This is a genomic window from Pseudomonas sp. GD04091 (assembly GCF_029836165.1).
In the GTDB taxonomy this organism is placed as follows: Bacteria; Pseudomonadota; Gammaproteobacteria; order Pseudomonadales; family Pseudomonadaceae; genus Aquipseudomonas.
On the sequence record NZ_JAOEBG010000008.1, the window covers coordinates 115,913 to 142,847 of the forward strand.

Annotated in this window: 26 protein-coding genes; 24 read left to right on the top strand and 2 right to left on the bottom strand. The window is 65.2% G+C overall.

Annotated features, from left to right (window positions below):
- Window positions 1-63: 63 nt before the first annotated feature.
- The 18 genes from N7422_RS12650 to N7422_RS12735 all read left to right on the top strand — a co-directional run bounded on the left by N7422_RS12650 (window position 64) and on the right by N7422_RS12735 (window position 18,320).
- The gene (locus N7422_RS12650; protein WP_279806856.1) at window positions 64-1,152 is read left to right on the top strand and encodes an efflux RND transporter periplasmic adaptor subunit; all 1,089 of its coding nucleotides are present in this window, start codon (window positions 64-66) and stop codon (window positions 1,150-1,152) included.
- Window positions 1,149-2,216: an efflux RND transporter periplasmic adaptor subunit gene (locus N7422_RS12655; protein WP_279806857.1), complete on the top strand. Its 1,068-nt coding sequence runs from the start codon at window positions 1,149-1,151 to the stop codon at window positions 2,214-2,216. Before N7422_RS12650 ends, N7422_RS12655 begins: the two co-directional genes overlap by 4 nt.
- On the top strand, window positions 2,213-5,278 hold the full coding sequence (locus N7422_RS12660; RefSeq protein WP_279806858.1) for an efflux RND transporter permease subunit: 3,066 nt from the start codon (window positions 2,213-2,215) through the stop codon (window positions 5,276-5,278). The genes N7422_RS12655 and N7422_RS12660 overlap by 4 nt, the downstream gene beginning before the upstream one ends.
- 262 nt (window positions 5,279-5,540) lie before the next feature.
- On the top strand, window positions 5,541-5,723 hold the full coding sequence (gene oscA / locus N7422_RS12665; RefSeq protein ID WP_016489716.1) for a sulfur starvation response protein OscA: 183 nt from the start codon (window positions 5,541-5,543) through the stop codon (window positions 5,721-5,723).
- A gap of 47 nt (window positions 5,724-5,770) precedes the next feature.
- On the top strand, window positions 5,771-6,778 hold the full coding sequence (locus tag N7422_RS12670) for a sulfate ABC transporter substrate-binding protein (protein WP_279806859.1): 1,008 nt from the start codon (window positions 5,771-5,773) through the stop codon (window positions 6,776-6,778).
- A gap of 187 nt (window positions 6,779-6,965) precedes the next feature.
- On the top strand, window positions 6,966-7,784 hold the full coding sequence (gene cysT, locus N7422_RS12675) for a sulfate ABC transporter permease subunit CysT (RefSeq protein WP_279806860.1): 819 nt from the start codon (window positions 6,966-6,968) through the stop codon (window positions 7,782-7,784).
- 13 nt (window positions 7,785-7,797) lie between these two features.
- A complete protein-coding gene (gene cysW / locus N7422_RS12680) occupies window positions 7,798-8,670 on the top strand; it encodes a sulfate ABC transporter permease subunit CysW (protein WP_279806861.1) in 873 nt (290 codons plus the stop codon).
- 3 nt (window positions 8,671-8,673) lie between these two features.
- Window positions 8,674-9,663, top strand: a complete 990-nt coding sequence (locus tag N7422_RS12685; protein ID WP_279806862.1) for a sulfate ABC transporter ATP-binding protein — start codon at window positions 8,674-8,676, stop codon at window positions 9,661-9,663.
- A gap of 376 nt (window positions 9,664-10,039) precedes the next feature.
- Entirely contained in the window at window positions 10,040-10,834 is a 795-nt protein-coding gene (locus N7422_RS12690; protein ID WP_279806863.1) for an energy transducer TonB, read from the top strand.
- A gap of 30 nt (window positions 10,835-10,864) precedes the next feature.
- On the top strand, window positions 10,865-11,587 hold the full coding sequence (locus N7422_RS12695) for a MotA/TolQ/ExbB proton channel family protein (RefSeq protein ID WP_279806864.1): 723 nt from the start codon (window positions 10,865-10,867) through the stop codon (window positions 11,585-11,587).
- Between the two features lies 1 nt (window position 11,588).
- Window positions 11,589-11,990: a biopolymer transporter ExbD gene (locus tag N7422_RS12700; protein ID WP_028688526.1), complete on the top strand. Its 402-nt coding sequence runs from the start codon at window positions 11,589-11,591 to the stop codon at window positions 11,988-11,990.
- A 351-nt stretch (window positions 11,991-12,341) separates the two neighbouring features.
- Complete coding sequence (locus tag N7422_RS12705; protein WP_347815266.1) at window positions 12,342-12,923, top strand: alpha/beta hydrolase; 582 nt, start codon at window positions 12,342-12,344, stop codon at window positions 12,921-12,923.
- A gap of 62 nt (window positions 12,924-12,985) precedes the next feature.
- Window positions 12,986-13,933: a sigma 54-interacting transcriptional regulator gene (locus tag N7422_RS12710; protein WP_279806866.1), complete on the top strand. Its 948-nt coding sequence runs from the start codon at window positions 12,986-12,988 to the stop codon at window positions 13,931-13,933.
- Between the two features lie 180 nt (window positions 13,934-14,113).
- On the top strand, window positions 14,114-14,899 hold the full coding sequence (locus tag N7422_RS12715; protein WP_279806867.1) for a MetQ/NlpA family ABC transporter substrate-binding protein: 786 nt from the start codon (window positions 14,114-14,116) through the stop codon (window positions 14,897-14,899).
- Between the two features lie 476 nt (window positions 14,900-15,375).
- On the top strand, window positions 15,376-16,041 hold the full coding sequence (locus N7422_RS12720) for an amino acid ABC transporter permease (protein WP_279806868.1): 666 nt from the start codon (window positions 15,376-15,378) through the stop codon (window positions 16,039-16,041).
- Window positions 16,022-16,681 carry an amino acid ABC transporter permease gene (locus N7422_RS12725; protein WP_279806869.1) on the top strand — a complete coding sequence of 220 codons (660 nt, stop codon included), beginning with the start codon at window positions 16,022-16,024 and terminating at the stop codon, window positions 16,679-16,681. Before N7422_RS12720 ends, N7422_RS12725 begins: the two co-directional genes overlap by 20 nt.
- Window positions 16,678-17,451, top strand: a complete 774-nt coding sequence (locus N7422_RS12730) for an amino acid ABC transporter ATP-binding protein (protein WP_279806870.1) — start codon at window positions 16,678-16,680, stop codon at window positions 17,449-17,451. The genes N7422_RS12725 and N7422_RS12730 overlap by 4 nt, the downstream gene beginning before the upstream one ends.
- A complete protein-coding gene (locus N7422_RS12735) occupies window positions 17,448-18,320 on the top strand; it encodes a transporter substrate-binding domain-containing protein (RefSeq protein WP_279806871.1) in 873 nt (290 codons plus the stop codon). The genes N7422_RS12730 and N7422_RS12735 overlap by 4 nt, the downstream gene beginning before the upstream one ends.
- A gap of 76 nt (window positions 18,321-18,396) precedes the next feature.
- Here N7422_RS12735 and N7422_RS12740 read toward each other — a convergent pair whose 3' ends face one another.
- Both N7422_RS12740 and N7422_RS12745 read right to left on the bottom strand, forming a co-directional pair.
- Entirely contained in the window at window positions 18,397-20,376 is a 1,980-nt protein-coding gene (locus N7422_RS12740; protein WP_279806872.1) for a methyl-accepting chemotaxis protein, read from the bottom strand.
- 222 nt (window positions 20,377-20,598) lie between these two features.
- Window positions 20,599-21,528, bottom strand: coding sequence for a LysR substrate-binding domain-containing protein (locus N7422_RS12745; RefSeq protein ID WP_279806873.1), 930 nt, complete (start codon window positions 21,526-21,528; stop codon window positions 20,599-20,601).
- Window positions 21,529-21,682: 154 nt separating this feature from the next.
- Here N7422_RS12745 and N7422_RS12750 point away from each other — a divergent pair, with 154 nt between their 5' ends.
- The 6 genes from N7422_RS12750 (at window position 21,683) to N7422_RS12775 (ending at window position 26,928) form a co-directional block, all read left to right on the top strand.
- On the top strand, window positions 21,683-23,071 hold the full coding sequence (locus tag N7422_RS12750; protein WP_279806874.1) for a NorM family multidrug efflux MATE transporter: 1,389 nt from the start codon (window positions 21,683-21,685) through the stop codon (window positions 23,069-23,071).
- Between the two features lie 333 nt (window positions 23,072-23,404).
- Window positions 23,405-23,617, top strand: coding sequence for a DUF1127 domain-containing protein (locus N7422_RS12755; protein WP_279806875.1), 213 nt, complete (start codon window positions 23,405-23,407; stop codon window positions 23,615-23,617).
- A gap of 298 nt (window positions 23,618-23,915) precedes the next feature.
- Window positions 23,916-24,233, top strand: a complete 318-nt coding sequence (locus N7422_RS12760; protein ID WP_279806876.1) for a DUF2388 domain-containing protein — start codon at window positions 23,916-23,918, stop codon at window positions 24,231-24,233.
- Window positions 24,234-24,322: 89 nt separating this feature from the next.
- Window positions 24,323-24,616 carry a DUF2388 domain-containing protein gene (locus N7422_RS12765; protein WP_279806877.1) on the top strand — a complete coding sequence of 98 codons (294 nt, stop codon included), beginning with the start codon at window positions 24,323-24,325 and terminating at the stop codon, window positions 24,614-24,616.
- Window positions 24,617-24,652: 36 nt separating this feature from the next.
- Window positions 24,653-24,973, top strand: a complete 321-nt coding sequence (locus tag N7422_RS12770) for a DUF2388 domain-containing protein (protein WP_277502357.1) — start codon at window positions 24,653-24,655, stop codon at window positions 24,971-24,973.
- Window positions 24,970-26,928, top strand: coding sequence for a DUF4105 domain-containing protein (locus N7422_RS12775; protein WP_279806878.1), 1,959 nt, complete (start codon window positions 24,970-24,972; stop codon window positions 26,926-26,928). Before N7422_RS12770 ends, N7422_RS12775 begins: the two co-directional genes overlap by 4 nt.
- Window positions 26,929-26,935: the final 7 nt, after the last annotated feature.

Here is a 26,935-nt window from a genome sequence, read left to right on the forward strand (position 1 = left end):
CCCTTTTCCAATCCCTGATCTACGCTTTCAACGCATCCCCATTCGTTGAAGCAAGGAGCCCGCATGACGGTAGCGCGTCCGCCGATGGTCGTTTGCCTGGGGCTGCTGTTGATGCTGTCGGGCTGTGGCAAGGAAGAAACCGTCCAGGTACTGCCCAGGGTTGCGGTGCAACAGGTGCAGCCCACCGACTTCGCCGCCCGGGTCACCCTGACCGGTGACGTGCAGGCGCGGGTGCAGACCGACCTGTCGTTTCGCGTGGGCGGCAAGATGGTCTCGCGCAGTGTCGATGTGGGCGACCACGTCAAGGCCAACCAGGTGCTGGCGCGCCTGGACCCGAAGGACCTGCAGAACAATGTCGACTCGGCCAAGGCGGCGGTGTTCGCCGAGCAGGCCCGGGTCACCCAGACCAGCGCCGCGTTCGTGCGCCAGCAGAAGCTGCTGCCCAAGGGCTACACCAGCCAGAGCGAATACGACTCCGCCGAAGCCGCCCTGCGCAGTAGCCAGAGCGCGCTCAAGGCCGCCCAGGCGCAGTTGGCCAATGCCAACGAGCAGCTGAGCTACACCGCGCTGGTATCCGAAGCCGCCGGGGTGATCACCGCGCGCCAGGCCGAAGTCGGGCAGGTGGTGCAGGCGACCATGCCGATCTTCAGCCTGGCCGTCGATGGCGACCGCGACGCGGTGTTCAACGTCTATGAATCGCTGCTGGTAAATCCGAACGACGAGAAGAACGTCACCGTCAGCCTGATCGACAATCCCAGCATCACCGCCTCCGGCCACGTGCGCGAGATCACCCCGACGGTCTCGGCGCAAAGTGGCACCGTGCAGGTCAAGGTGGCCCTGCGGGACGTGCCGGCAGGCATGCCGCTGGGCTCGCCGGTGAGCGCCTCGGCCAATGCCCGCGGCAAGCCCAGCGTGGAGCTGCCCTGGTCGGCCTTGACCAAGGCCTTGAGCGAGCCGGCGGTGTGGGTGGTGGGCGAGGGCGACAAGGCGCAGCTGCGCAAGGTCCAGGTGGCGCGCTACCTGACCGGCAAGGTGGTGATCAGCGATGGCCTGGAGGCCGGCGAAGTGGTGGTGGTCGGTGGCGGCCAGTTGCTGAACCCGGGGATCCAGGTGGAAAAGGTCGATGTCAGGAATGGAGGAGTCGGGCCATGAAGCCTGTGCCACTGATGCTGTGCGCCAGCCTGCTGCTGGTGGCCTGTGGTGGCGAGACGGAACAGGCCGAGCCGGTGCGCCCGGTGCTGTCGACCCTGGTGGAGCCGCAGGTACAGGCGCAACTGGGGCGCTTCGCCGGGAACATCCAGGCGCGTTTCGAGAGCACCCTGGGTTTTCGGGTGTCCGGCCGTATCGCCCGGCGCTGGCTGGATGTCGGCGCCCAGGTGCGGCCTGGCGACACCCTGGCCACCCTCGACCCGACCGACCAGCAGAACCAGTTGCGCGCCGCCGAGGGCGACCTGGCGCGGGTCCAGGCGCAGTGGATCAACGCCCAGGCCGATGCCCGCCGCCAGCAGCAGTTGTACGACCGGGGTGTCGGCGCCCAAGCGCAGCTGGACATCGCCCAGACCAACCTGAAGACCACCGGGGCATCCCTGGAGCAAGCGCGCTCGGCCGTGAACCAGGCGCGCGACCAGCTCGACTACAGCACCTTGCGCAGCGATCACGCCGCCGTGGTCACTGCCTGGCAGGCGGAGGCCGGGCAGACCGTCAGCGCTGGCCAGGCGGTGGTGACGCTGGCCCGTCCGGATGTGAAGGAAGCGGTGATCGACCTGCCGATCCATCTGGCCGAGCAGCTGGGCGGCAACCTCGTGTTCACCGTCGCCTCGCAGCTCGACCCGAGCATCAGCACCACGGCCAGCCTGCGCGAACTGGAACCCCAGGCGGACGCCACCACCCGCACCCGGCGTGCCCGCCTGACCCTGGCCAGCACCCCCGATGCCTTCCACCTGGGCACCGCCATCAGCGTCACCCTGACTTCGGCGGTGGCGCCACGCAGCGAGCTGCCGCGCACCGCCTTGCTCGAACGGGACGGCAAGACCCAGGTCTGGGTGGTCGATCCACGGCAAAAGACCGTGGCCACCCGTGACGTCACCCTGATGGAGCGCAGCGCCGACAGCATCGTCCTGTCCTCCGGCGTGCAGCCCGGCGAGCGTGTGGTCACCGCCGGGGTGAACAGCCTCAAGCCTGGCCAGAAGGTCACCTTCGACGAGGATGTGCGATGAAAGGAAGCTTCAACCTGTCCGAATGGGCGCTCAAGCACCAATCGTTCGTCTGGTACCTGATGTTCGTCGGCCTGCTGATGGGGGTCTTTTCGTATTTCAACCTGGGCCGCGAGGAAGACCCTTCCTTCACCATCAAGACCATGGTGATCCAGACCCGCTGGCCCGGCGCGACCCAGGACGAGACGCTGTACCAGGTCACCGACCGGATCGAGAAGAAGCTCGAGGAGCTCGATTCGCTCGACTACGTGAAAAGCTATACCCGCCCCGGCGAGTCCACGGTCTACGTGTACCTGCGCGATACCACCAAGGCCAAGGACATCCCGGACATCTGGTACCAGGTGCGCAAGAAGATCCAGGACATCCGTGGACAGTTTCCGCAAGGTATCCAGGGGCCGGCGTTCAACGACGAGTTCGGCGACGTGTTCGGTTCGATCTATGCGTTCACCTCGGACGGTCTGAACCTGCGCCAGCTGCGCGACTATGTCGAGCAGGCCCGCGCCGAGGTGCGCGAGGTGCACAACATCGGCAAGGTCGAGCTGATCGGTACCCAGGACGAAGTGCTCTACCTGAACTTCTCGACCCGCAAGCTGGCGGCCCTGGGCATCGATCAGGGCCAGGTCATGCAAGCCCTGCAAGCACAGAACACCGTGACCCCGGCCGGGGTGATCGAGGCCGGACCCGAGCGCATCTCGGTGCGCACCACCGGGCAGTTCGCCTCGGAGAAGGACCTGGAAACGGTCAACCTGCGCATCAACGACCGCTTCTTCCGCCTGGCCGACATCGCCGACATCGAGCGCGGATACGTCGATCCGCCGTCGCCGATCTTCCGCTACAACGGCCAGCCCGCGATCGGCCTGGCCATCGGCATGAAGGCCGGCGGCAACATCGAAGTGTTCGGCGCGGCCCTGAAAAAGAAGATGGACAGCATCGTCAGCGAGCTGCCGGTTGGCGTGGGCGTGCATACCGTTTCCGACCAGGCGGTGGTGGTCAAGCAGGCGGTCGGCGGCTTCACCAGCGCGCTGTTCGAGGCGGTGGTGATCGTGCTGGTGGTGAGCTTCGTCAGCCTCGGCATCCGGGCGGGGCTGGTGGTGGCCTGCTCGATCCCGCTGGTGCTGGCCATGGTCTTCGTGTTCATGGAGTACAGCGGCATCACCATGCAGCGGATCTCGCTCGGGGCGCTGATCATCGCGCTGGGCCTGCTGGTGGATGACGCGATGATCACCGTGGAGGTGATGGTCACCCGCCTGGAGATGGGCGAGACCAAGGAACAGGCGGCGACCTTCGCCTACACCTCGACGGCCTTCCCCATGCTCACCGGCACGCTGGTGACCGTCGCCGGCTTCGTGCCCATCGGCCTCAACGCCAGTTCCGCGGGCGAGTACACCTACACCTTGTTCGCGGTGATCGCCGTGGCCTTGCTGGTGTCCTGGGTGGTGGCGGTGTTCTTCGCCCCGGTGCTCGGCGTGCACATCCTCAGCAGCGAAAAGCTCAAGCCCCACGAGGCGGAACCCGGGCGGGTCGGCAGGGCGTTCGAGCACGGCCTTCTGTGGTGCATGCGTCACCGCTGGGTAACGGTGATCGGCACCATCGTGCTGTTCGTGTTGTCGGTGCTGGGCATGCGTTTCGTGCAGAACCAGTTCTTCCCGTCTTCGGACCGGCCGGAGATCCTCGTCGACCTGGACCTGCCGCAAAACGCCTCGATCGAGGAGACGCGCAAGGTGGTCGACCGTCTCGAGGCGAAGATCAAGGATGACCCCGACCTGGTGCGCTGGAGCACCTACATCGGCCAGGGCGCGATTCGTTTCTACCTGCCCCTCGACCAGCAACTGCAGAACCCTTACTACGCCCAGCTGGTGATCGTCAGCAAAGGCTTCGAAGAGCGCCAGGGCATGATCGAGCGCCTGCAGAAGCTGCTGCGCGAGGAGTTCGTCGGTATCGGCAGCAACGTCCAGTCGCTGGAAATGGGCCCGCCGGTGGGGCGGCCGATCCAGTACCGGGTGAGCGGCAAGGACATCGACCAGGTGCGCCGCTATGCCATCGAGCTGGCTTCGGTGCTCGATGGCAACGAGCACATCGGCGACATGATGTACGACTGGAACGAGCCCGGTAAGGTGCTGCGCATCGAGATCGCCCAGGACAAGGCGCGCCAGTTGGGCCTGTCGTCCGAGGACGTGGCCAACGTGATGAACAGCATCGTCAGTGGCGTGCCGATCACCCAGGTCAACGACAACATCTACCTGGTCGATGTCATCGCCCGCGCCGAGGACAGCGAGCGCGGCTCGCCCGACACCTTGCAGAACCTGCAGATCGTCAACCCCAGCGGGGTTTCCATTCCCTTGCTGGCGTTCGCCACCGTGCGCTACGAGCTGGAGCAGCCGCTGGTATGGCGCCGCGACCGCAAGCCGACCATCACCATCAAGGCCTCGGTGGTCGGCGATATCCAGCCGACCAACCTGGTCGAGCAGCTCAAGCCGAAGATCGATGAGTTCGCCAGCAAGCTGCCGCCTGGCTACGGCGTGGCCACCGGCGGCACGGTCGAGGAGAGCGGCAAGGCCCAGGGGCCGATCGCCGATGTCATCCCGCTGATGCTGTTCCTCATGGCGACCTTCCTGATGATCCAGCTGCACAGCGTGCAGAAGCTGTTCCTGGTGGTCAGCGTCGCGCCCCTCGGGTTGATCGGCGTGGTGCTGGCGCTGGTGCCCACAGGCACGCCGATGGGCTTCGTGGCGATCCTCGGCATTCTCGCCCTGGCGGGCATCATCATCCGCAACTCGGTGATCCTGGTGACCCAGATCGACGAGTTCGAGGAACAGGGCTACGCTCCCTGGGACGCGGTGGTGGAGGCGACCAACCACCGGCGCCGACCGATCCTGCTGACGGCGGCGGCGGCGAGCCTGGGCATGATCCCGATCGCCCGGGAAGTGTTCTGGGGGCCGATGGCCTACGCCATGATCGGCGGCATCATCAGCGCAACGCTGCTGACGCTGCTGTTCCTGCCGGCGCTGTATGTGGCCTGGTACAAGATCCGCGAGCCGGAGAACACCTCCAAAACCCAACACTGAACCCTTGTAGGAGCGGCTTTGTGTCGCGAAAGGGCTGCGCAGCAGCCCCAGCAATCTTGCATGATGCAGAGATCTTGGGGCTGCTGCGCAGCCCTTTCGCGACACAAGGCCGCTCCTACAGGTTATCGACCTGAAGTTGGTTATATAAACATTCTTAAACAGTATTTTTAAGAATATCCGCGCCTCACTAGTATTGCCCTCACGCCAGGCGCAAATCCCCTTCGAATCTCTGCCCGGCACCCTTATCCACAGGAGAACGAGCATGAGTGCATCTCTGCGCAGCATCGACGGTCAGGACGAAGCCACCATTCTGCGTGAAATCCAGAGCGCCTTGCGCGACCTGCGTTTCGGCGCGGTGGAGATCACCGTGCACAACGCCCAGGTGGTGCAGATCGAACGCAAGGAGAAGTTCCGCCTGCAGCAGCCCGGCAACAAGTCCGGCTGATACCGCATCACGTCAAAACTAGAAAAATGCCAATCGGGAGCTTCACCATGTCCATCCGCCGTTATGCGCTTGCCGCCCTGGCCAGTGCCGTTTTTGCCGGTTCCGCGATCGCCAAGGACTACGAACTGCTGAACGTGTCCTATGACCCGACCCGCGAGCTGTACCAGCAGTACAACGCCGAGTTCATCAAGCACTGGCAAGCCGCCCATCCGGGCGACAAGGTGAAGATCCAGCAGTCCCACGGCGGTTCGGGCAAGCAGGGCCGCGCGGTCATCGACGGCCTGCGCGCCGACGTGGTGACCCTGGCCCTGGCCGGCGACATCGACGAGATCGCCAAGCTTGGCAAGACCCTTCCCGCGGACTGGCAGAAGCGCCTGCCGGACGCCAGCACGCCGTACACCTCGACCATCGTGTTCCTGGTGCGCAAGGGCAACCCGAAAGGCATCAAGGACTGGGGCGACCTGATCAAGAAGGACGTCTCGGTCATCACCCCCAACCCGAAGACCTCTGGCGGTGCCCGCTGGAACTTCCTCGCCGCCTGGGCCTACGGCCTGAAGACCGGTGGCAGCGAAGAGAAGGCCAAGGAATACGTGCAGGAGCTGTTCAAGCATGTGCCGGTGCTCGATACCGGCGCCCGTGGCTCGACCATCACCTTCGTCAACAACGGCCAGGGCGACGTGTTGTTGGCCTGGGAGAACGAGGCCTTCCTGGCGCTGAAGGAAGACGGCGGCAGCGACAAGTTCGAGATCGTCGTGCCTTCGCTGTCGATCCTCGCCGAACCGCCGGTGGCCGTGGTCGACAAGAACGCCGAGAAGAAGGGCAACGAGCAGATCGCCGAGGAATACCTCAAGCACCTGTACAGCTCGGCCGGCCAGAAGATCGCCGCGGAGAACTTCTACCGTCCGCGTGACGCGAAGGTCGCCGCCGAATTCGGCAAGCAGTTCCCGAAACTGGACCTGGTGACCATCGACAAGGACTTCGGTGGGTGGAAGACTGCGCAGCCGAAGTTCTTCAACGACGGCGGTGTGTTCGACCAGATCTACCAGGCACAGTAAGCGGTAATGGAAGAGCGAGGGCTGCCTTGCAGCCCTTTCGCGACGCAAGGCCGCTCCCACAAGGAACCGCGATTTCCTGTGGGAGCGGCCTTGCGTCGCGAAAGGGCCGCAAAGCGGCCCCAGGATTCAAAAGCTTGCACCGGCCCGGCATAACCGCTGGGCCAAGTGCGTTCAACCAGGGACCTTTATGTCACGTCGCATTTCCCCCGTCATACCCGGCTTCGGGCTGACGCTGGGCTACACCTTGGTGTACCTCAGCCTGATCGTGCTGATACCGCTGGCCGCCATGTTCGTGCATGCCGCGCAGCTCACCTGGGAGCAGTTCTGGGCCATCATCAGCGCACCCCGTGTGCTGGCCGCGCTGAAACTGAGTTTCGGCACCGCCCTGTTCGCCGCCCTCATCAACGGTGTGATCGGCACCCTGCTGGCCTGGGTGCTGGTGCGCTACACCTTCCCTGGGCGCAAGATCATCGAAGCGATGATCGACCTGCCCTTCGCCCTGCCCACCGCCGTTGCCGGCATCGCCCTGACCGCCCTGTACGCGCCGGCTGGCTGGGTCGGTCAGTTCGCCACCGAGCTGGGCTTCAAGATCGCCTACACCCCGTTGGGCATCACCCTGGCACTGACCTTCGTCACCCTGCCGTTCGTGGTGCGCACGGTGCAGCCGGTGCTGGCCGATATCCCGCGTGAGGTGGAGGAGGCCGCCGCCTGCCTGGGCGCGAAACCATTGCAGGTATTCCGCCATGTGCTGGTGCCGGCACTGCTGCCGGCCTGGCTGACCGGTTTCGCCCTGGCCTTCGCCCGGGGCGTGGGCGAGTACGGTTCGGTGATCTTCATCGCCGGCAACATGCCGATGAAGACCGAGATCCTGCCGCTGCTGATCATGGTCAAGCTCGACCAGTACGACTACACCGGCGCCACCGCCATCGGCGTGCTGATGCTGGTGGTTTCCTTCATCCTGCTGCTGCTGATCAACTTGCTGCAGCGGCGCATCGAAACCCCTTGAAGGAGGCCCGGTAATGTCGACGTCTTCCCTTGGCGCAACCGCCGCCGCCAACGCCGCCCGACGCGGCAGCGCCACCTCGCGCCGGGTGCTGATCACCCTGGCCTGGATCGTCTTCGCGCTGTTCCTGGCCCTGCCGCTGGTGATCGTGGTGTCGCAGGCGCTGAAGAACGGTTTCGGGACCTTCTTCGAAGCGATCTTCGAGCCTGACGCGCTGTCCGCGCTCAAGCTCACACTGCTGGCGGTGGTCATCTCGGTGCCGCTGAACCTGGTGTTCGGTGTGTGCGCCGCCTGGTGCGTGAGCAAGTACACCTTCCGTGGCAAGAGCGTGCTGGTGACCTTGATCGATTTGCCGTTCTCGGTGTCGCCGGTGATCGCCGGCCTGGTCTACGTGCTGATGTTCGGCGCCCAGGGGCTCCTGGGCCCATGGCTGCAGGACCACGACATCCAGATCGTCTTCGCCTTGCCGGGGATCGTCCTGGCGACCATCTTCGTCACCGTGCCCTTCGTCGCCCGCGAGCTGGTCCCGCTGATGCAGGAGCAGGGCACCCAGGAAGAGGAGGCCGCGCGCCTGCTGGGCGCCAACGGCTGGCAGATGTTCTGGCACGTGACCTTGCCGAACATCAAGTGGGGCCTGATCTACGGCGTGGTGCTGTGCACCGCCCGGGCCATGGGCGAGTTCGGCGCGGTGTCGGTGGTCTCGGGCCATATCCGCGGCGTCACCAACACCTTGCCGCTGCACGTGGAGATCCTCTACAACGAGTACAACCATGTCGCGGCCTTCAGCGTGGCCAGCCTGCTGCTGATCCTGGCGCTCTTCATCCTGCTGCTCAAGCAGTGGAGCGAGAACCGTATTAACCGACTGCGCCACGGCGCGGCGGAGGAATGATTCATGTCGATCGAAGTTCGTAACGTCAGCAAGCGCTTCAACAGCTTCCAGGCCCTGGACAACATCAACCTGGATATCCACAGCGGCGAGCTGGTGGCCCTGCTCGGCCCGTCCGGCTGCGGCAAGACCACCCTGCTGCGGATCATCGCCGGCCTGGAGACACCGGACGACGGCAGCATCGTGTTCCACGGCGAGGACGTGTCCGGCCACGACGTGCGCGATCGCAACGTCGGCTTCGTGTTCCAGCACTATGCGCTGTTCCGCCACATGAGCGTGTTCGACAACGTCGCCTTCGGCCTGCGCATGAAGCCCAAGGGCGAGCGCCCGAGCGAGAGCAGGATCGCCGAGAAGGTCCATGAGCTGCTGAACATGGTCCAGCTCGACTGGCTCTCAGACCGCTACCCCGAGCAACTGTCCGGCGGCCAGCGCCAGCGTATCGCCCTGGCCCGCGCACTGGCGGTGGAGCCCAAGGTGCTGTTGCTCGACGAGCCGTTCGGGGCGCTGGATGCCAAGGTGCGCAAGGAGCTGCGTCGCTGGCTGGCGCGGCTGCACGAGGACATCAACCTGACCTCGGTGTTCGTCACCCACGATCAGGAAGAAGCGATGGAAGTCGCCGACCGCATCGTGGTGATGAACAAGGGCGTGATCGAGCAGATCGGCTCGCCTGGCGAGGTGTACGAGAAGCCGGCCAACGACTTCGTCTATCACTTCCTCGGCGACTCCAACCGCCTGGCCCTGAGTGAAGGGCACCACGTGTTGTTCCGCCCGCACGAGGTGTCGCTGTCACGCCATGAGACCGAAGGCCACCATGCCGCCGAGGTGCGCGACATCCGTCCGCTGGGTGCGACCACCCGAGTCACCCTCAAGGTGGAAGGGCAGAGTGAGCTGATCGAGGCCGAGGTGGTCAAGGATCATGACAGCCTGACGGGGCTGGCGCGCGGGGAGACATTGTTCTTCAGGCCGAAGGTGTGGCAGAAGGTGGCGGATATCTGAGCTGGCGCTGTGATGAAAAACCCGGGCATGCTCCCGGGTTTTTTCTTTCCTGCAAGATTGCCGGGGCTGCTGTGCAGCCCTTTCGCGACACATGGGCAGGGGGTGCAATCCCCCTGTGAGAGCGGCCTTGCGTCGCGATCGAGGGCGCAGTCCTCGCGACAATCTGATGCCTTGCGCGAATATTTCATATGCCCGCAAAGCATCGGGCAAACGCTCTATCGCCACACCCCATGAAAACCGTGGCTTAGCGGCAATCCCTCAAAATAATTATTCCCAAAAGCTATAACTTTAATTTTAAATATTACTTTATGAGCTAAGCGCCTGGCCCCGATGATTCAGCCACACACCTGAATCGAGAACCCCAGGAGTTTTAGCAATGGGCAATGTCCAGACGGCCGTCAGGGCCTACGACCAGCCATGGCGCCCGGCAACGGGTGACCTGGTCGAGCTCGGACGCACGCTGCGCCTGCCGCTTGGCCAGTTGCGCCTGCAGCGCACCCCGGTCAGCGGCCTCAAGCGTCGCGACAAGCTGGCGCTGGGCCTGCTGGTGCTGGTGCTGCATGGCGTTGCCGCGTACTGGGTCAGTCATCAGCCGACACCGGAACTGCCGGTCATCCCGCCGAAGATTCCGCCCATGACCATCGAGTTCGCCGCGCCGGCGCCGCCTGTGGTCGAGCCGCCACCTCCGGCGCCAGTGGTCGAGCCCCCTCCGCCGCCCCCTCCCGTGGTCGACGAACTGGCCGCCAAACCCGCGCCGAAGCCGGTACCGAAACCCAAGCCTGCGCCCAAGCCCGTGGCCAAGCCGCAGCCAAAACCGGTCGAGGCACCACCACCGGCCCCGGTGGCCGCTCCGGCGCCGCCGCCCCCGGCGCCCGCGCCACCTGCCCCGGTCACTCCGGCCTCGGCCAATGCCGCGTACCTGAAGAACCCGGCGCCGGAGTACCCACAGATGGCCCAGCGTCGTGGTTGGGAAGGCACCGTGCTGCTGCGCGTGGAAGTGCTGCCCAGCGGCAAGCCCGGGCAGATCCAGATCCAGAAGAGCAGTGGCCGCGATGCCCTGGACGCCGCCGCGCTCGCGGCGGTGAAGCGCTGGAGCTTCGTTCCGGCCAAGCAGGGCGACGTGGCCCAGGTGGGCTGGGTCAGCGTACCGATCGATTTCAAGCTTCGTTAACTTGCGACCGCACACAGGAAGGACTTCATCATGAGCTTGTTGGCATCTCCCCTCGAATCCGTTGAAAGCGCGGTCATCTGGCTGCTGGTAGGCTTCTCTGTCGCCACCTGGGCCCTGGCCCTGGTCAAGGTCGTGCAGTTCGTGCGCCTGAAGAATCAGGACAAGCGCTTCCACCAGCAGTTCTGGGCCGCGTCCAGCCTCGACTCGGCCGCCGAGCCGAGCCACGATCTGCCTGGCCCCGCCGCCCGCGTGGCGCAGGCCGGGTTTGCCGCCATCGCCGTGGGTGATCCGGGGCAGGCCAATGACCTGAGCCACGCCATCAACCACCAGGACCGCCTGGAACGCGCCCTGCGCCAGCAGATCGTGCGCGAGCGCCGTTCGCTGGAAACCGGCCTGGCGGTGGTCGCCAGTATCGGCAGCACCTCGCCCTTCATCGGCCTGTTCGGCACCGTGTGGGGCATCATGGAGGCGCTCAAGGGCATCAGCGCGGCGGGCTCGGCGAGCCTGGAGACCGTGGCCGGGCCGATCGGCGCGGCGCTGGTGGCCACGGGGGTGGGGATCGCCGTCGCGGTGCCGGCGGTGCTGGTCTACAACTACTTCCTGCGTCGCCTCAAGCTCACCGCCGCCGATCTGGACGACTTCGCCCACGACTTCTACAGCCTGGCGCAGAAGAGCGCCTTCCGCGTGCTGGTGCACCCGGCGACGCACAGGCAGCAGAGCGGTTTCACCCAGCCGGTGAAGGAGGCCTCCTGACATGGCCTTCTCGACCCAGGACAGCGATGAAGTGTTGAGTGAAATCAACGTCACGCCTTTGGTGGACGTCATGCTGGTGCTGTTGGTGGTGTTCATCGTCACCGCGCCCCTACTGACCAATGCCATCCCCATCAACCTGCCAAAGACCGAGGCCGTGGCCCCGGTGGAGCAGAAGGACCCGCTGGTGGTGAGCATCGATGGCAGCGGCAAACTGTTCATCAACAAGGACGAGATCCAGCCTGACCTGCTGGAGACCAACCTCAAGGCTGCCAAGGACAAGGACGCCGAGCTGCGTGTGCAGCTGCAGGCCGACGATGGTGTGAACTATGGCGAGGTCGCCCGCGCGATGGCGGCGATCGAGCGTGCCGGGATCAGCAAACTGGCGGTGATCACCGCGCGCTGACCGGCGATACCCTCTTCAGGCAAGTGCTTCAGGGCCATTTTCCTTGGCAGGGGATGGCCCTTTTTTTATTGGGACGCGGACTTGAAGTCTTTCGCGATTGTTGTAGGAGCGGCCTTGTGTCGCGAAAGGGCTGCGTAGCGGCCCCAGGATTTCAGCGTTTATGCACAGATCGCCGGGGCCGCTTTGCGGCCCTTTCGCGACACAAGGCCGCTCCTACAGGGGTAGGCGCAGGCCGGCATACATCGAATGGTTTTTCTATTATGGTTATTAATAAATAGCTTCTTATTCCTTTACGAATATAACCCCCTCCCTATACTTGCCCCAAGCACGCAAACTTTCGGAGGCGTCCCCATGCGCAATGAGTCGATTCGTTACCTGATTGTGCCGGGCTGGCAAGGATCGCCAGACAACCATTGGCAGAGTCACTGGCAGCGCAGCCTGCCCAACAGCGCTCGGGTCGAGCAGCACGACTGGCTGACCCCGCAACGGCGCGACTGGGTCCAGGCGCTGGAACAGGCGATTGCCGCCGAGCGCTCGCCGGTGATTCTCATCGCCCACAGCCTGGGCTGCGTCACCGTCGCCCACTGGGCCGCCCAGGCCAGCCCGAGCCTGCTGCGCCGGGTACGCGGCGCGCTTTTGGTGGCGCCGGCGGATGTCGAGCGCCCAAGCTGCGCGCCGGCCCTGCGCAACTTTGCACCGATCCCGTTACAGACGTTGCCGTTCCCCAGCCAGGTAGTCAGCTCCGACAACGACCCGGCCGTGAGCGTCCCGCGCGCGTTGTACCTGGCCCGGGCCTGGGGCGCCGAGGCGGGGCTGCTGGCCAGCGCCGGGCACATCAACGTCAAGTCCGGTCACGAGCGTTGGGAACAGGGCTTCGCCTACCTGTACCGCCTGCAAGCCCGTGTCGATCAGCGCGCCTTGCGTCGCGCCTGATACCGGTTTTCCATCGAACACGCTGAATCCCCGGCCGCGTGCGATCGGGGCGGGAGTATTCCATGACCTTCCACACCCCTTTCGGCCAGCCACTGCTGACCTTTCCCGAACTGGACAAGAGCCCGCTGAGCATCCGCGCCAAGGCGCTGGTGTTCGTCGACCCCCGCTCCCAGGCGTTGCGCCAGGACCTCGAGCGCCTGGCGCCGCAACCCCTGCCGGTGCTGATTCGTGGCGAGACGGGAACCGGCAAGGAGCTGCTGGCGCGGCAGATCCACCGCGCCAGTGATCGTGCCGGGCTGTTCGTCTCGGTGAACTGCGCGGCGATCAGTCCGACCTACGCCGACGCCGAGCTGTTCGGTTACAGCGCCGGTACCCAGGGCGGTACCGCCAGCAGTCGGGCCGGCTGGTTCGGCTCGGCCAACGGCGGCACGCTGTACCTCGACGAGATCGCCGACCTGCCCTTGGCGATCCAGGGCAAGCTGCTGGCCGCCCTGGAAAATCGCGAGGTGACCCGGGTCGGTGCCACGCAGCCGCAGGCGGTCGATGTGCGACTGGTCGCCGCATCCAGTATCGATCTGGCCCAGGCGGTGCGCGCCGGGCGCTTCAACGAGCGGCTCTATCACTACCTGCACGAGGGCGAGCTCGAACTGCCGGCGCTGCGCGACCGGATCGGCGATATCCTGCCGTTGGCCGAATACTTCGTCGGTATCTACAGCGTGCGCCTGGATCGGCCGGTTCCTCTCATCAGCGAGGCTGCCCAGCAGGCGCTGGAGGCACATGCCTGGCCGGGCAACACACGTGAGCTGGAGAACGTCATCCATTTCGCCCTGCTGGTCAGCGACGGCGAGGAAATCCTCCCCGCACATCTCGATCTTCCGGATACCGCCCCCCTGGCCAGCCTGGCTCGCCAACTCGCGCAACTGGGCGGCAGCCGGGAGCCGGATACCTTGGCTGAACTGCGTCAACTGCTGAGCGCGGCCTTGGGACAACTGGGCAAATCCGCGTCGTAGAGGGGCACGCAGCCACTCATAAGCAAAGGCCATGATGGCCATTTGTTTTTGGAATAAGAAGCTAATCAAAAGATATTGTTACGGAATAAAAAATCTCGGTATCGTCCGTTCACGCCCACCCGAACGGATGGGCACCCGACTCGCCATCTGCGATGGCCCAGCTCCAGAACAAGGATCACCATGAAAAAGACCCTGCTGACCACCGCCCTGGCCGCCGCCCTGTCGTTCGCCGGCCTGGCCAACGCCGCCGAGAAACTGGTGGTGGCCGCCACGCCCGTACCGCACGCCGAAATTCTCGAACTGATCAAGCCGACCCTGGCCAAGGAAGGGGTGGACCTGCAGATCAAGGTCTTCACCGATTACGTGCAGCCCAACGTGCAGGTCGACCAGAAGCGCCTGGACGCCAACTACTTCCAGACCCTGCCGTACCTGAAGAACTTCAACGAAGGCAAGGGCACCCACCTGGAAACCGTGATCGGCGTGCATGTCGAACCGTTCGGTGGCTACTCGAAGAAGGTCAAGAGCCTGGCCGAGCTGAAGGAAGGCGCCACCGTCGCCATCCCCAACGAGGGCAGCAACAGCGGCCGCGCCCTGCTTCTGCTGCAGAAGGCCGGCCTGATCACCCTGAAGGATCCGAAGAACGCCCTGGCCACGCCGAAGGACATCGCCGAGAACCCGAAGAAGCTCAAGTTCCGCGAGCTGGAGTCGGCCATGCTGCCGCGCGTGCTGGATCAGGTCGACCTGGACATGATCAACACCAACTACGCCCTGGAAGCCGGCCTGAACCCGGCCAAGGATGCCCTGGTGATCGAGGGCAGCGACTCGCCGTACGTGAACTTCCTGGTGGCGCGTCCGGACAACAAGGACAGCGAGGCCATCCAGAAGCTGGCCAAGGCGCTGACCAGCCCGCAGGTCAAGGCGTTCATCGAGAAGAAGTACCAGGGCGCGGTACTGCCGGCGTTCTGATAGGCGACCGGATACGCAAGACGCCGACGCATCATGCGTCGGCGTTTTTGTTTGTGCTCAGGTCATGCGCTCGGCGCAGCGAGCCGGCGAATGCGTGGGTCAGCGCTGATTGGCCAGCGCCCGGCGCAGCGCCAGAAGCCACAACAGCTGTTCGTTCGAAGCAGGCAAGCAGGGGCTGTTCATCGTTGTCGTCCTTGTTGGTTGATAGGCCATTGCAAGTCACAGTTTGAAACTCCTTGGAGGGGGATTTCCTCAGAAAGATCCCGCGTGCGGTATAGGAAATTTCCGAGCAAGGCGGAGCGTGATATCGATATGCAATCTGGGTATTTAGAGAAATATTTTTATACCTTTACAGTCTGATCATCGTGCTTACCGGCACAGCGCCATTACCTGTGAAACGACGCCGAGCGACCCTCGAGCCGACCCTGGAACCCTCCCATGCCGTACCTTCGCGACACTGTGCCGAGGCCTCTGCCATGAGCTTCGACACCGCTTTCCTGCTCAGCACGCTGCCGACCTTCTTCAAGGCCGTCGGGGTCACCCTGCAGGTCGGGTTGCTCGCCATCGCCACGTCGTTGCTGGTGGCGCTGGTCAACGCGACGATCCTGGTGTATCGCACCCCCTACCTGTGGCGCCTGGTCCAGGGCTATGTGGAACTGGCGCGCAACACGCCGTTGCTGATCCAGCTGTTCTTCGTCTACTTCGCCCTGCCGAGCCTGGGCGTCAAGGTGTCCGGTTTCGCTGCCGCGATCATCACCATGACCTTCATGGGCGGCGCCTACCTCACCGAAGTGTTGCGCGCAGGCGTCGAGGCAGTACCACGGGCGCAGCTGGAGTCCGGGCGTTCCATCGGCCTCTCCGAAGGCCAGCTGCTGCGCCACGTGATCCTGCCCCAGGCCGGCATCCTCAGCCTGCCGGCGCTGTTCGCCAACTTCGTCTTCCTGCTCAAGGAAACCACCGTGGTCTCGGCGGTGGCGGTGCCGGAGATCCTCTACACCACCAAGAACTACATCGCCCTGTACTACAAGACCTACGAAATGCTCACGGTCCTGACATTGCTTTGCGTGCTGATCTTCCTGCCGCTGTCGCTGCTGCTGCGCTACCTGGAACGGAGGCTGCAACATGGCCAGTTCGGGCATTGAGCTGCTGCTGGTGTCGCTGCCGCAGCTCGCCGCCGGTGCCGGGCAGACCTTGGCGATCTCGGCGCTGGGCATCCTCTTCGCCACCCTGGGCGGCGTGCTCTATGGCGTGCTGGCGACCCTCGGCAACCGGGCGCTGAACATCCTGCTGCAGGTGTACCTGGAGCTGTTCCGGGCGATTCCGGTGCTGGTGTGGCTGTACCTGGTGTTCTTCGGATTACCGATCTTCTTCGGCCTGAGCATTCCCAGCTTCTGGTGCGCGGTGCTGGTGCTGGGCCTGTGGGGCGCCAGCGAGGTCGGCGAGGTGGTGCGTGGCGCCTTGCAGTCGCTGCCACGCGGGCAGCGCGAGGCGGGGTTGTCGATCGGCCTGGGCGGCTGGCAGTTGTATGGCTACGTGCTGCTGCCCCAGGCGCTCAAGCGCATGACGCCGCCGACCATCAACATCTACACGCGCATCGTCAAGACCAGCTCGCTGGCGGTGCTGATCGGCGTGGTCGAGGTGATCAAGGCCGGCCAGCAGATCATCGAGCGCACCTACGAGTCGGTGCTGATCTATGGCGCGCTGTTCCTGTTCTTCTTTCTCGTCTGCTACCCGCTGTCGGCCGCGTCCCGTGTGCTGGAGCGGCGTTGGGCCCACGCATGAACCCATTGATCGAATTCCAAGGTTTCAACAAGTTCTTCGGCCAGCACCAGGTGCTCGCCGACATCGACCTCGAGGTCCGGGCCGGCGAGGTGGTGGTGATCCTCGGCCCCAGCGGCTGCGGCAAGAGCACCTTGCTGCGCTGCCTCAACGGCCTGGAAGAGGCCCAGGGCGGCAGCCTGCGCCTCGATGGCCAGGAGCTGCTGGCGCCCGGCACCGACTGGCGCCAGGTGCGCCAGCGGGTCGGCATGGTGTTCCAGAGCTACCACCTGTTCGGCCACATGAGCGTGATCGACAATCTGCTGCTCGGCCCGCTGAAGGTGCAGAAGCGCGAGCGTCGCGAAGCCACGGCCCAGGCCGAGGCGTTGCTGGCCCGGGTAGGGCTGCTGGACAAGCGCGACGCGTTCGCACGCCAGCTCTCCGGTGGCCAGCAGCAGCGCATCGCCATTGTCCGCTCGCTGTGCATGAACCCTCAGGTGATGCTGTTCGACGAGGTCACCGCCGCCCTCGACCCGGAGATGGTCAAGGAGGTGCTGCAGGTGATCCAGGGCCTGGCCCGCGACGGCATGACCCTGCTCATCGTCACCCACGAGATGGCCTTCGCCCGCGCGGTGGCCGACCGCATCGTGTTCATGGAGGCCGGCAGGATCCTTGAACAGAACCACCCCGAGCGCTTCTTCACACAACCGCGGACCGCACGCGCGCAGCAGTTCCTGGAGAAATTCTCTTTCGTCGAAAGCCTGCCCAAGACACTGCACAAGGAACTGTCATGAAGACTGCCCCGTTCGCCAAACTGCTCGCTCCGTTGCTTGGCCTGGCCCTGCTGGCCGGCTGCAACAAGTCCGAAGACCCGGCCAAGCCAGCCGCCGCGTCGCCGGCCACCAGCTATCTGGAAACCATCAAGGCCCGCGACAAGCTGATCGTCGGCGTGTTCACCGACAAGCCGCCGTTCGGTTTCGTCGATGAAAGCGGCCGCTACGTGGGCTTCGACACCGACATCGGCCGGCGCTTCGCCAAGGACCTGCTGGGCGACGAGAACAAGGTCGAGTTCGTCGCCGTCGAACCCGCCAGCCGCATCCCGTTCCTGCAGAGCGACAAGGTCGACCTGATCCTCGCCAACATGACCGTCACCCCGGAGCGCAAGGAAGCGGTGGACTTCACCAACCCCAACCTGCGCGTGGCGGTGCAGGCCATCGTCGCCGACGCAAGCCCCGTGCAGAAGCTCGATGACCTGGCCGACAAGACCATCATCGTCACCACCGGCACCACCGCCGATATCTGGCTGACCAAGACCCATCCGGACTGGAAGCTGCTCAAGTTCGAGAAGAACACCGAGTCGCTGGCGGCCCTGGCCAATGGCCGTGGCGACGCCTATGCCCAGGACAACCTGATCCTGTTCAGCTGGGCCAAGCAGAACCCGGGCTACCGTGTGCTGCCGGACCTGCTGGGTGACGAAGCACCGATCGCCCCGGCGGTGAAGAAGGGCAACACCGAGCTGCGCGACTGGGTGAATGCCGAGCTGGCCAAGCTGGGCGAGGAGAAGTTCCTGCTCAAGCTGTACGACCAGTACGTGCGCAAGGAGCTCAGCGATGACACCAAGCCCGAGAGCGTGATCGTCGAAGGCGGCAAGTGGCAGGGTTGAGCGTTTGAAGCGGGCCTGCCCCGCGACCCGTTTTCCGGTCTTGCTGGAGAACGGGCCGCGGGGCAGGCCCGGTGCATTATCGCTGGACCCGGAACCGATCCACTTCCTGGCGCAGCTGCCCCGCCAATCCTTCCAGGTCCCGAGCCGTCGTGGCCAGCTCGTTGGCCACATCGCGCTGCTCGCTGTTGGCCTGGGCGATGCTCTGCAGGTTGCGGCTGAGCACCGTCGCCGTGCTGCTCTGCTCCTGCGTCGCCGTGCTGATCACGGCGAACCGCTCACCCGCCGTGCGGCTCTGTTCGTCGATGCGTGCCAGTGCCTCGGCCACCTTGTCGTTGCGCGCCAGGCCTTCGCGCATCAACTGGTTGCCCTGCTCGAGGGTGTGAATGGCATGCCCGGTCTGCTGCTGGATGCTGGCGATCATCCCGGAGATCTCGTCGGTGGCCTGGCGGGTGCGCGCGGCCAGGCCACGGACCTCGTCGGCGACCACGGCGAAGCCACGGCCCTGCTCGCCGGCCCGGGCCGCCTCGATGGCGGCATTCAGCGCCAGCAGGTTGGTCTGCTCGGCAATCGCGGTGATCACCCCGACAATCCCGCCGATTTCCTGCGAGCGGGCGCCCAAGGTGTCCATCACGGTCGCGGTGCCGCCCAAGGCGTCGGCGATCTGCCGCAGGGAGGCCGAGGCTTCGTCCATCGCGGCGCGGCCAATGCGGGTCTGCTGGGCGTTGTCGCGCGCCATGCGTTCGGTGCCGGCCATGTTGTCGGCGATGTTCATCGAGGTGGCGCTGAACTCCTCCACCGCGCCGGCCATGCTGGTGATCTCGCCGGATTGCTGGTCCATGCCCTCGCAGGCGCCGGATGACAGGCCCGACAGCGAGCGGGCACGGCCACTCACCTGCTCGGAGGCACCGCGGATATGCTCGACCATGGTCGCCAGGGCTTCACCCATCTGGTTGAAGCTGCGGGCCAGTTGGCCTATCTCGTCCTGGCTGGTGACGTTCAGGCGTGCATTGAGGTCGCCAGCGCCAAGGGCTTCGGCCTGGCGTACCAGATCGCCGAGGGGGCGCAGCTTGCGCCGCAACAACCAGAGCGTGGCGGCCACCGCCAGCAGCATAGCCAGCAGGCTGCCGATGGCCAGGCGCAGGCCGACGCTCCAGGTCACCTCACGGATCTCGCCCGCGGGCATGCTCGCCACGACGGTCCACGGGCCTTCGGCGAAGGTCTCGGTGACACTGAACAGCTGTTCGCCGGCGCTCGACCAGAACTGTCCTGCCCCAGGCTTGATCGCCTTGACCGCCAGGGCGGCCGCCTCTGCATCGCGCACCTGCGCCGGTGGCACCAGCCACTTGCCCTGCTCGTCGAGCAACGCCAGCGAGCCGGTCTGGCCGATGCGGAAGCGCTTGAGGTTGGCCAGCTGGGCGTTTTGCGCGTCGGTATAGTCGAAGCCGACGAACAACACCGCGATCACCCGGCCGCCACCATCGCGCACCGGCACGTAGCGGGTCATGTAGTTGCGGTCGAACAGCACGGCACGCCCGACGTAGGTCTGTCCGGCCAGCAGTTTCGGATAGGCCGGGTGCTGGCGGTCGAGCTGGGTGCCGATGGCGCGGCTGCCGTCCTGCTTGGTCAGGCTGGTGCTGATGCGCACGAAATCGTCGCCGCTGCGCACGAACAGGGTCGCGACGCCGGCCGTCATCTGCCGGAACTCGTCGACCTGCTGGAAATCGTTGTTGAGCAAGTGGGCGCCCAGGTACAGCGCCGGAGTGGCGGCACCTGCGACATCGACGGTCTCGCCTGGGTGGAGGATGAGTCCGGAGGCGAATCGACGCTCGAACAGGCCGCTCAGCCGCTGGGTGTTTTCCTTGAGCGAGCTGTGGAAGGTGTCGAGCTGGTCGGCCAGCAGTCGCGCCTCGCTGGCCAGGTGCGCCTGACGGGTGGTGAGGTTGGCGTCGTCCAGCGAACGCAGGGCGAACAGGGTGCTGCCGGTGATCACCAGCGCCAGCACGATGGCGAGGGCGATCCCGAGCTGCGAAGCGATACGGGCACGCGGTTGAGACATGGCAAGGCTCCTGGCAAGAGGCCGGGATCGTCCTGATCACGCTGACCGCCCGCTACATATCGTCGGAGGGGCGCGTCCTCTTCCGGGACGCTGGTGCAATTTGATCGGCGTCGCGGAGGAATACTTGAGTGTCGGGCCGGGACATTCGCAAACGTTTTCTTGCTGTAGAGCCTTATCGCGGGACTGGCCATGCGCGGGAGCGGACTTGCCCCGCGATGGCCATCAGCCTTGCGCCGACAGGATCTGCACCGCTGGCAAATCCATCGCTGCCGCCTCTTCCTGCAGAAACACGCTCAACCGCCGCAACCGCTCCCCGCCCGGCCGGGTGCGCGGCCACACCAGGTAGTAGTCCATGCCACTGGCCACCGCCGTCGGCCAGGGCAGGCTCAACCGGCGTTGCGCCACATCTTCGGCGACCATCAGCAGGTCGCCCATGGAAATCCCGTAACCCCTCGCCGCCGCGATCATGCCCAGTTCCAGGGTGTCGAACACTTGTCCGCCCTTGAGCGAGACCTTGTCGGTCAACCCCATGCGCGCCAGCCAGGCGCGCCAGTCGCGCTTGTCTGGCGTGGGGTGCAGCAGTTCGATGCCGGCCAGGCGCCGCTCATCCCAGGGCGCGCCTTCGAGCAGGTCCGGCGCGCCCACCGGGATCAGCAACTCGCAGAACAGCCGGCGCACCTCCCAGTCCGCCGGGAAGGTGCCGTCGCTGAGCAGCACCGCGCAGTCGAACGGTTCCTGGTTGAAGTCCACATGATCGACATCCATCCAGGCGCTGGTCAGTTGCACCTCGTTGCCTGGCTGCAGATGGCGGAAACGGCTCAGCCGCGCCAGCAGCCAGCGCATGGTCAGGGTCGAGGGCGCCTTCATGCGCAGGATGTCATCTTCACCGCGCAAGGCATCGCAGGCCCGCTCCAGCGCGGCGAAGCCGTCCCGCACGCCGGGCAGCAGCATGCGCGCGGCTTCGGTCAGTTGCAGGCTGCGGCCGTTGCGCACGAACAGGCGGCAGGCGAAGTGCTCTTCGAGCGTGCGGATATGCCGGCTCACCGCGCTCTGGGTGATCGACAGCTCTTCTCCGGCACGGGTGAAGGAACTCAGCCGGGCGGCGGCTTCGAATGCGCGCAGCGCATAGAGCGGGGGGAGCTGGCGGGACATATGCACCTGTCATGCGGGGGCAAGGGAGATGCTTCGGATCATACATCCATGAGTCAAACTCATGACAGTGATCGCATTTATCCTTTTGTGCAAAGCTGACCGAAGCCTCAGAATCGACCGCTCGCATTTTCGAATCATCCAGAAGGACCTCCCCATGCATGTCGCGCCCACCACCGAACTCAAGGCTTTGCTGCGCCTGGCCGGGCCGCTGATCGCCTCGCAGCTGGCGCACATGCTGATGGTGCTGACCGACACCCTGATGATGGCCCGCATCAGCCCGCAGGCCCTGGCCGGTGGTGGCCTGGGCGCGGCCAGCTACTCGTTCGTGTCGATTTTCTGCCTGGGGGTGATTGCCGCGGTCGGCACGCTGGTGGCCATTCGCAAGGGCGCCAACGACATCGAGGGTGCCACCCGGCTGGCCCAGGCAGGCCTGTGGCTGGCCTGGGGGCTGGCGCTGGTGGCGGCGCTGGTGCTGTGGAACCTCAAGCCCGCATTGCTGCTGTTCGGTCAGAAGCCGGAGAACGTCGATTCGGCCATGCAGTTCCTCACCCTGCTGCCTCTGGCTTTGCCCGGCTACATGACGTTCATGGCCCTGCGAGGTTTCACCAGCGCGCTCGGGCGTTCGACCCCGGTGATGGTCATCAGCCTGGCTGGCACAGTGCTCAACTACCTGCTGAACCACATGCTGATCGAGGGCATGTTCGGCCTGCCCAAGCTCGGGCTGATGGGCATCGGCCTGGTCACCGCCGTGGTGACCCTGGGCATGGCCATTGCGTTGGCCCTGTATATCCGCTGGCACAAGGCCTATGCCGCCTACCCGCTGCGCAAGGGCCTGTCGCGTCCTTCCCTGCCTGCGCTACGCGAGCTGTGGCGGCTGGGGCTGCCGATCGGCGGCACCTACATGGTCGAGGTCGGCCTGTTCGCCTTCGCCGCGTTGTGCATGGGCGTGCTTGGCAGCACGGAGCTTGCGGCGCATCAGATCGCCCTGCAGATCGTTTCCACCGCGTTCATGGTGCCGACCGGGTTGTCGTATGCGGTGACCATGCGGGTCGGTCTGTACTATGGCGCCGGCCAGCTGCTGGCGGCGCGCAGTGCCGGGCGTGTGGGGATGGGTTTTGGCGCCGTGCTGATGCTGGGGTTCGCGGCGTTGTTCCTGCTGCTGCCCAATGAGCTGGTGGCGTTGCTGGTGGATCGCGACGACCCGGCCTTCGCGCCGATCTTCCAGTTGGCGGTGCAGTTGCTGATGGTGGCGGCGTGGTTCGAGCTGTTCGATGGTGTGCAGACCATCGCCATGGGTTCGATACGGGGGTTGAAGGATGCCCGCACCACGTTCCTCATCGGCGCGGTGTGCTATTGGGTCGTGGGTGCGCCCAGCGCCTGGCTGTTCGCATTCACCCTCGAAGGCGGTGCGCCGGGTATCTGGTGGGGGCTGGCGTTGGGGCTGGCCTGTGCCTCGGTGGCGCTGACGTTCGGGTTCGAGTGGCGGATGAAGCGGTTGCTGGGTAAGGCCGAACGGGCGCGGGGGGCGGCGGTATCGGTCTGAGGTGAGGGTGTGGGGGATCGCGTGATGGTGGATAGGCGTTGCAACTGTACTGTCGAACACCTTGAAGTCTAGAAAATTTCTGAAACTGTACTACTGTACTGGCTGTCACGTTGTTTTCTGACCCCCATACCTCGGCCATCGCTGCAAAACTGCACCAAATATGTGCAGACCGGTACAGTTTCACCGATATCAGCCACAACAGTCGCTCTTGACAGTTAACTGGCCTATCACAATACAGTTGAACTGTACCTACTGTTCTGGACGAGAGGGGAGGAAGATGGGCACCAGTTAAACCACTCCCTAATGCCGCCACAAGCGGAAGGATGACACATCATGGAACGTACCCTCAGTTCCGACCTGGCTTTCGAAAACGCCCAAGTTTCCAATGCTTCCCTGCCTCTGCGCGCCCTGTCCACCCTGCTCCTGTGGCAGCGTCGCATGTCCAGCCGCCGTCAGCTGGCCCGCCTGGACTCCCGCCTGCTGGCCGACGCCGGTATCAGCGAGTCGCAGCGCTACGAAGAGCTGAGCAAGCCTTTCTGGCGCTAAGCGCCGGACGCCGGCCTAGGCCGGCACCGTGAATTCACAAGAACCCGCCACAGGAAACTGTGGCGGGTTCTTTGTTTGGAGCCTTGAAATAGAGCGCTTGCGGCTGAGACCTTAACAGTTTTATTAAAATTAAAATTGATAGGTACAGTTACGTTTTGTGATCTTTTGCCGGCCCCGGCGTTAAAACGTCTACGTGTTACGCTTGTCCTACGCGCCTGGCAGAAAAAGTACCGCGACGAGCCAAGCAAACGTCCGACAACCAGAACCACCCCAGTCCCTGTGCAGGAGTCCACCGACCATGACCCGTTCTCACCTGTTTGGCGCCGCCTTGCTGCTCTCGCTCAGCGGCGTGGCCAATGCCACCAGCTTCATCGTCACCACCGATGCCGTCGTGGGCGCCGTAGCCGCCTCCACCGATGCCACCTCCGACGTCTCGTCCTCGTTCCGTGACGACAAGATCGTCCAGGCCGCCCGTGACGACGCCGCCAGCTTCGTGGGCAGCGAAGGCCAGATCCGTGGTGCCAAGCTGGAAAGCGCCTTCGTGCACATCCGCCAGCAAATGCCGGCATTGCAGGCCAGCGACGCGCAACTGGCACGTGCGATCCTCGCCCTCTGACGTTCTGCCTGCTACCCCGGATTCACTGGCCCCGGCCGGTACATCCGGGGTAGCCTTCGCTGCCCGAGACCACTGCCTTCACGAAGCCCATGCGTTACCTGTTGCCTTCACTGTTCGCCCTGGCCTGCATGAGCAGCGCCCAAGCCATGGACGCCACGACCCAGAGCCTGGTCATCACCGGCTATGTCACCAGCCAGGTGACCGCCGCGCCGTTCGACCGCAAGCTGGTCGCGGCCGCCCGTGACGATGCCGCCGCATTCGTCGCCAGCGATGGCCTGATCCGTGGTGCGCGCCTGCAGGCAGCGCTCGACGCGTTGCTCCAGTCCAGCACTGGGCACTCTGTCGGCGACCGTGAACTGGCCGAAGCGATTCTCGTCCAATGACTACACCTGACTCCCTTGCATTCCCGGAGATGCTCCATGCGTAAACCGCTGATCGCCGCCACCCTCGGCATGTTGCTGCTCGCCGACCTGGCCCAGGCGCAGACCTTGGTGGCCACCAGCAACATCATCGTCCGCGCTTTCGGCCGCTCGATCGATTTCACGTCGGACACCACCACCTCGATCCGCGATTCGAAGGTGGTGCGCGAAGCCCACGATGACGCCGCCAGCTTCGTCGCCAGTAACGGCGACATCCGTGGCGCCCAGCTCGAAGCCGCCTTCGACACCCTGCGCGCCCGTGTCCCCGAGGCCCGTGACGCCAGCGACCAGGTGCTGGCCGAAGCCATCCTCGCCCTGTGAAGCGCGTGCGTGCCTGGCTGCTGGGCTGCGCCCTGACGCTGCTCGGCGCGCCCGCCCTGGCCGACCTGCAACTGGTGTTGCAGGCCGATGGCCTGACCCCGCCCGAACGGCAAGCCACCCAGACCCTGCTGGATGAAGCCATGGCCAAGCTGCCACCACGCTTGCGGCAGCAACTGGACCGGCAGATTCTGGTCAGCTGGACCGGGCGCATGCCCGAGGATGCCTATGGCCAGGCCTCGCCGGTCGCCAGCCTCGACCTCAACCGACGCCTGTTGCCGGGGCTGGTGGACGGCAGCGCTGTCCGCGAGAAGACCAACCGCCCCCATGGCACGGTCCGCGAAGAACTGCTGGCCACCGTACTCCACGAACTCACCCACATCTATGACCGCGCCCGCCTGTGGCCGACCACCGAGCGTCAGCTGATCGCCCGTTGCAAGCGCCAGCAGGGCGCCTTGGGCAAGGTCGGGCTGCCACAGGACTGCCGTGGCCAGGCCGAACGCCGCTTCACCTTGAGCGATGATCCGCGCCTGCTGGATCTCGCCGGCTGGCCGCAGTATGTCGGTCGCCGCGGTGAGCGCGAGCAGCACAACGGTCAGCTGGTGCGCAGCCCGGACAGCTACGAGCTGAGCAGCCCGAAGGAGTTCGTCGCCGTCAACATGGAGTACTTCCTCCTCGATCCGAGCTACGGCTGCCGCCGTCCCGCGCTGAACCAGTACCTGCGCGATCATTTCGACTGGGCGCCGCCGCAGAGCACCTGCGCCAAGGGCCTGCCGTTCCTCAACGCTGGCAACGACTTCGCCCGCCAGCCCCTGGGCGAGATCGATCCGGAGCGGGTCTACGAGGTGGATTACCTGCTGGCCGAAGCCAACCAGAACTGGGTCAGCCGCTGGGGCCACAGCATGCTGCGCCTGGTGATCTGCGCCCCGGGCCGCCCGCGCGGACCGGCGTGTCGCCTGGACCTCGACCAGAGCCTGGTGTTGTCGTACCGCGCCTTCGTCAACGACGTGCAACTGTCCAGCTGGGATGGCCTGACCGGCGCCTATCCCTCTCGGCTGTTCGTGCTGCCGCTGGGCCAGGTGATCGACGAATACACCAAGACCGAACTGCGCAGCCTGGCTTCGGTGCCGCTCAAGCTCAGCCGTGGCGAGATCGAGAACCTGGTGCGCCAGGCCGCCGAGATGCACTGGAGCTATGACGGCAACTACTACTTCCTGTCCAACAACTGCGCGGTGGAATCGCTCAAGCTGCTGCGCAGCGGCACGGGCAACCCGCGTCTGAACGACCTGGACAGCATCATGCCCAACGGCCTGCTGGAGGTGCTCAAAGGCAGGGGGCTGGCCGATACCCACGTCCTTGACGACCCCCGCGAGGCCCTGCGCCTGGGCTATCGCTTCGATTCCTACCGCGACCGCTACCAGGCCATGTTCGAGGTGCTGCGCAAGCAGTTGCCGATTCGCCAGAGCGCCGTGGAGGACTGGCTGGCGCTGGATGCCGAGCAGCGCCGCCAGTGGTTCGACCGCGCCGACCTGCGCACCAGCGCGGCGTTGCTGCTGCTCGAACAGGCCGGCCTGCGCCGTCAGCTGCTGCTGGCTCAGGACGAGGTCAAGCAGCGCTACCTGAACGGGCGGCAGCGCAACGACGGCAGCTTCGACAAGGCCAACGAGACCCTGCAGGCGATGCTGGCCAACAGCGGCTTCCTCAGCCGCCCGGCGGAACTGCTGGGGACGGGCGGCTACGGCCTGCCGCAGCCAGAAGAACGCAAGCAGCTGGAGCAGGTGAGCAGCGAGCGCCAGGCACAGCTGCTGCGCCTGAGCACCGAGCTGGACCAGCAGGTGCGAGCGCTGCTGGGGCCGGAGCGGGGCAGGGAGATCAAGGCGGTGGAGGCCAACATCAAGCAGCTGGGCGAGCACCTGCGGGCCCTGCACAAGGCGGCCGGGGGGTTGCAGCTGCCCTAGCGCATGG

Coding starts and splice junctions, on each gene's coding strand:
- N7422_RS12650 (WP_279806856.1), top strand. CDS start 64: ATGACGGTAGCGCGTCCGCCGATGGTCGTTTGCCTGGGGCTGCTGTTG.
- N7422_RS12655 (WP_279806857.1), top strand. CDS start 1,149: ATGAAGCCTGTGCCACTGATGCTGTGCGCCAGCCTGCTGCTGGTGGCC.
- N7422_RS12660 (WP_279806858.1), top strand. CDS start 2,213: ATGAAAGGAAGCTTCAACCTGTCCGAATGGGCGCTCAAGCACCAATCG.
- oscA (WP_016489716.1), top strand. CDS start 5,541: ATGAGTGCATCTCTGCGCAGCATCGACGGTCAGGACGAAGCCACCATT.
- N7422_RS12670 (WP_279806859.1), top strand. CDS start 5,771: ATGTCCATCCGCCGTTATGCGCTTGCCGCCCTGGCCAGTGCCGTTTTT.
- cysT (WP_279806860.1), top strand. CDS start 6,966: ATGTCACGTCGCATTTCCCCCGTCATACCCGGCTTCGGGCTGACGCTG.
- cysW (WP_279806861.1), top strand. CDS start 7,798: ATGTCGACGTCTTCCCTTGGCGCAACCGCCGCCGCCAACGCCGCCCGA.
- N7422_RS12685 (WP_279806862.1), top strand. CDS start 8,674: ATGTCGATCGAAGTTCGTAACGTCAGCAAGCGCTTCAACAGCTTCCAG.
- N7422_RS12690 (WP_279806863.1), top strand. CDS start 10,040: ATGGGCAATGTCCAGACGGCCGTCAGGGCCTACGACCAGCCATGGCGC.
- N7422_RS12695 (WP_279806864.1), top strand. CDS start 10,865: ATGAGCTTGTTGGCATCTCCCCTCGAATCCGTTGAAAGCGCGGTCATC.
- N7422_RS12700 (WP_028688526.1), top strand. CDS start 11,589: ATGGCCTTCTCGACCCAGGACAGCGATGAAGTGTTGAGTGAAATCAAC.
- N7422_RS12705 (WP_347815266.1), top strand. CDS start 12,342: ATGCGCAATGAGTCGATTCGTTACCTGATTGTGCCGGGCTGGCAAGGA.
- N7422_RS12710 (WP_279806866.1), top strand. CDS start 12,986: ATGACCTTCCACACCCCTTTCGGCCAGCCACTGCTGACCTTTCCCGAA.
- N7422_RS12715 (WP_279806867.1), top strand. CDS start 14,114: ATGAAAAAGACCCTGCTGACCACCGCCCTGGCCGCCGCCCTGTCGTTC.
- N7422_RS12720 (WP_279806868.1), top strand. CDS start 15,376: ATGAGCTTCGACACCGCTTTCCTGCTCAGCACGCTGCCGACCTTCTTC.
- N7422_RS12725 (WP_279806869.1), top strand. CDS start 16,022: ATGGCCAGTTCGGGCATTGAGCTGCTGCTGGTGTCGCTGCCGCAGCTC.
- N7422_RS12730 (WP_279806870.1), top strand. CDS start 16,678: ATGAACCCATTGATCGAATTCCAAGGTTTCAACAAGTTCTTCGGCCAG.
- N7422_RS12735 (WP_279806871.1), top strand. CDS start 17,448: ATGAAGACTGCCCCGTTCGCCAAACTGCTCGCTCCGTTGCTTGGCCTG.
- N7422_RS12740 (WP_279806872.1), bottom strand. CDS start 20,376: ATGTCTCAACCGCGTGCCCGTATCGCTTCGCAGCTCGGGATCGCCCTC.
- N7422_RS12745 (WP_279806873.1), bottom strand. CDS start 21,528: ATGTCCCGCCAGCTCCCCCCGCTCTATGCGCTGCGCGCATTCGAAGCC.
- N7422_RS12750 (WP_279806874.1), top strand. CDS start 21,683: ATGCATGTCGCGCCCACCACCGAACTCAAGGCTTTGCTGCGCCTGGCC.
- N7422_RS12755 (WP_279806875.1), top strand. CDS start 23,405: ATGGAACGTACCCTCAGTTCCGACCTGGCTTTCGAAAACGCCCAAGTT.
- N7422_RS12760 (WP_279806876.1), top strand. CDS start 23,916: ATGACCCGTTCTCACCTGTTTGGCGCCGCCTTGCTGCTCTCGCTCAGC.
- N7422_RS12765 (WP_279806877.1), top strand. CDS start 24,323: ATGCGTTACCTGTTGCCTTCACTGTTCGCCCTGGCCTGCATGAGCAGC.
- N7422_RS12770 (WP_277502357.1), top strand. CDS start 24,653: ATGCGTAAACCGCTGATCGCCGCCACCCTCGGCATGTTGCTGCTCGCC.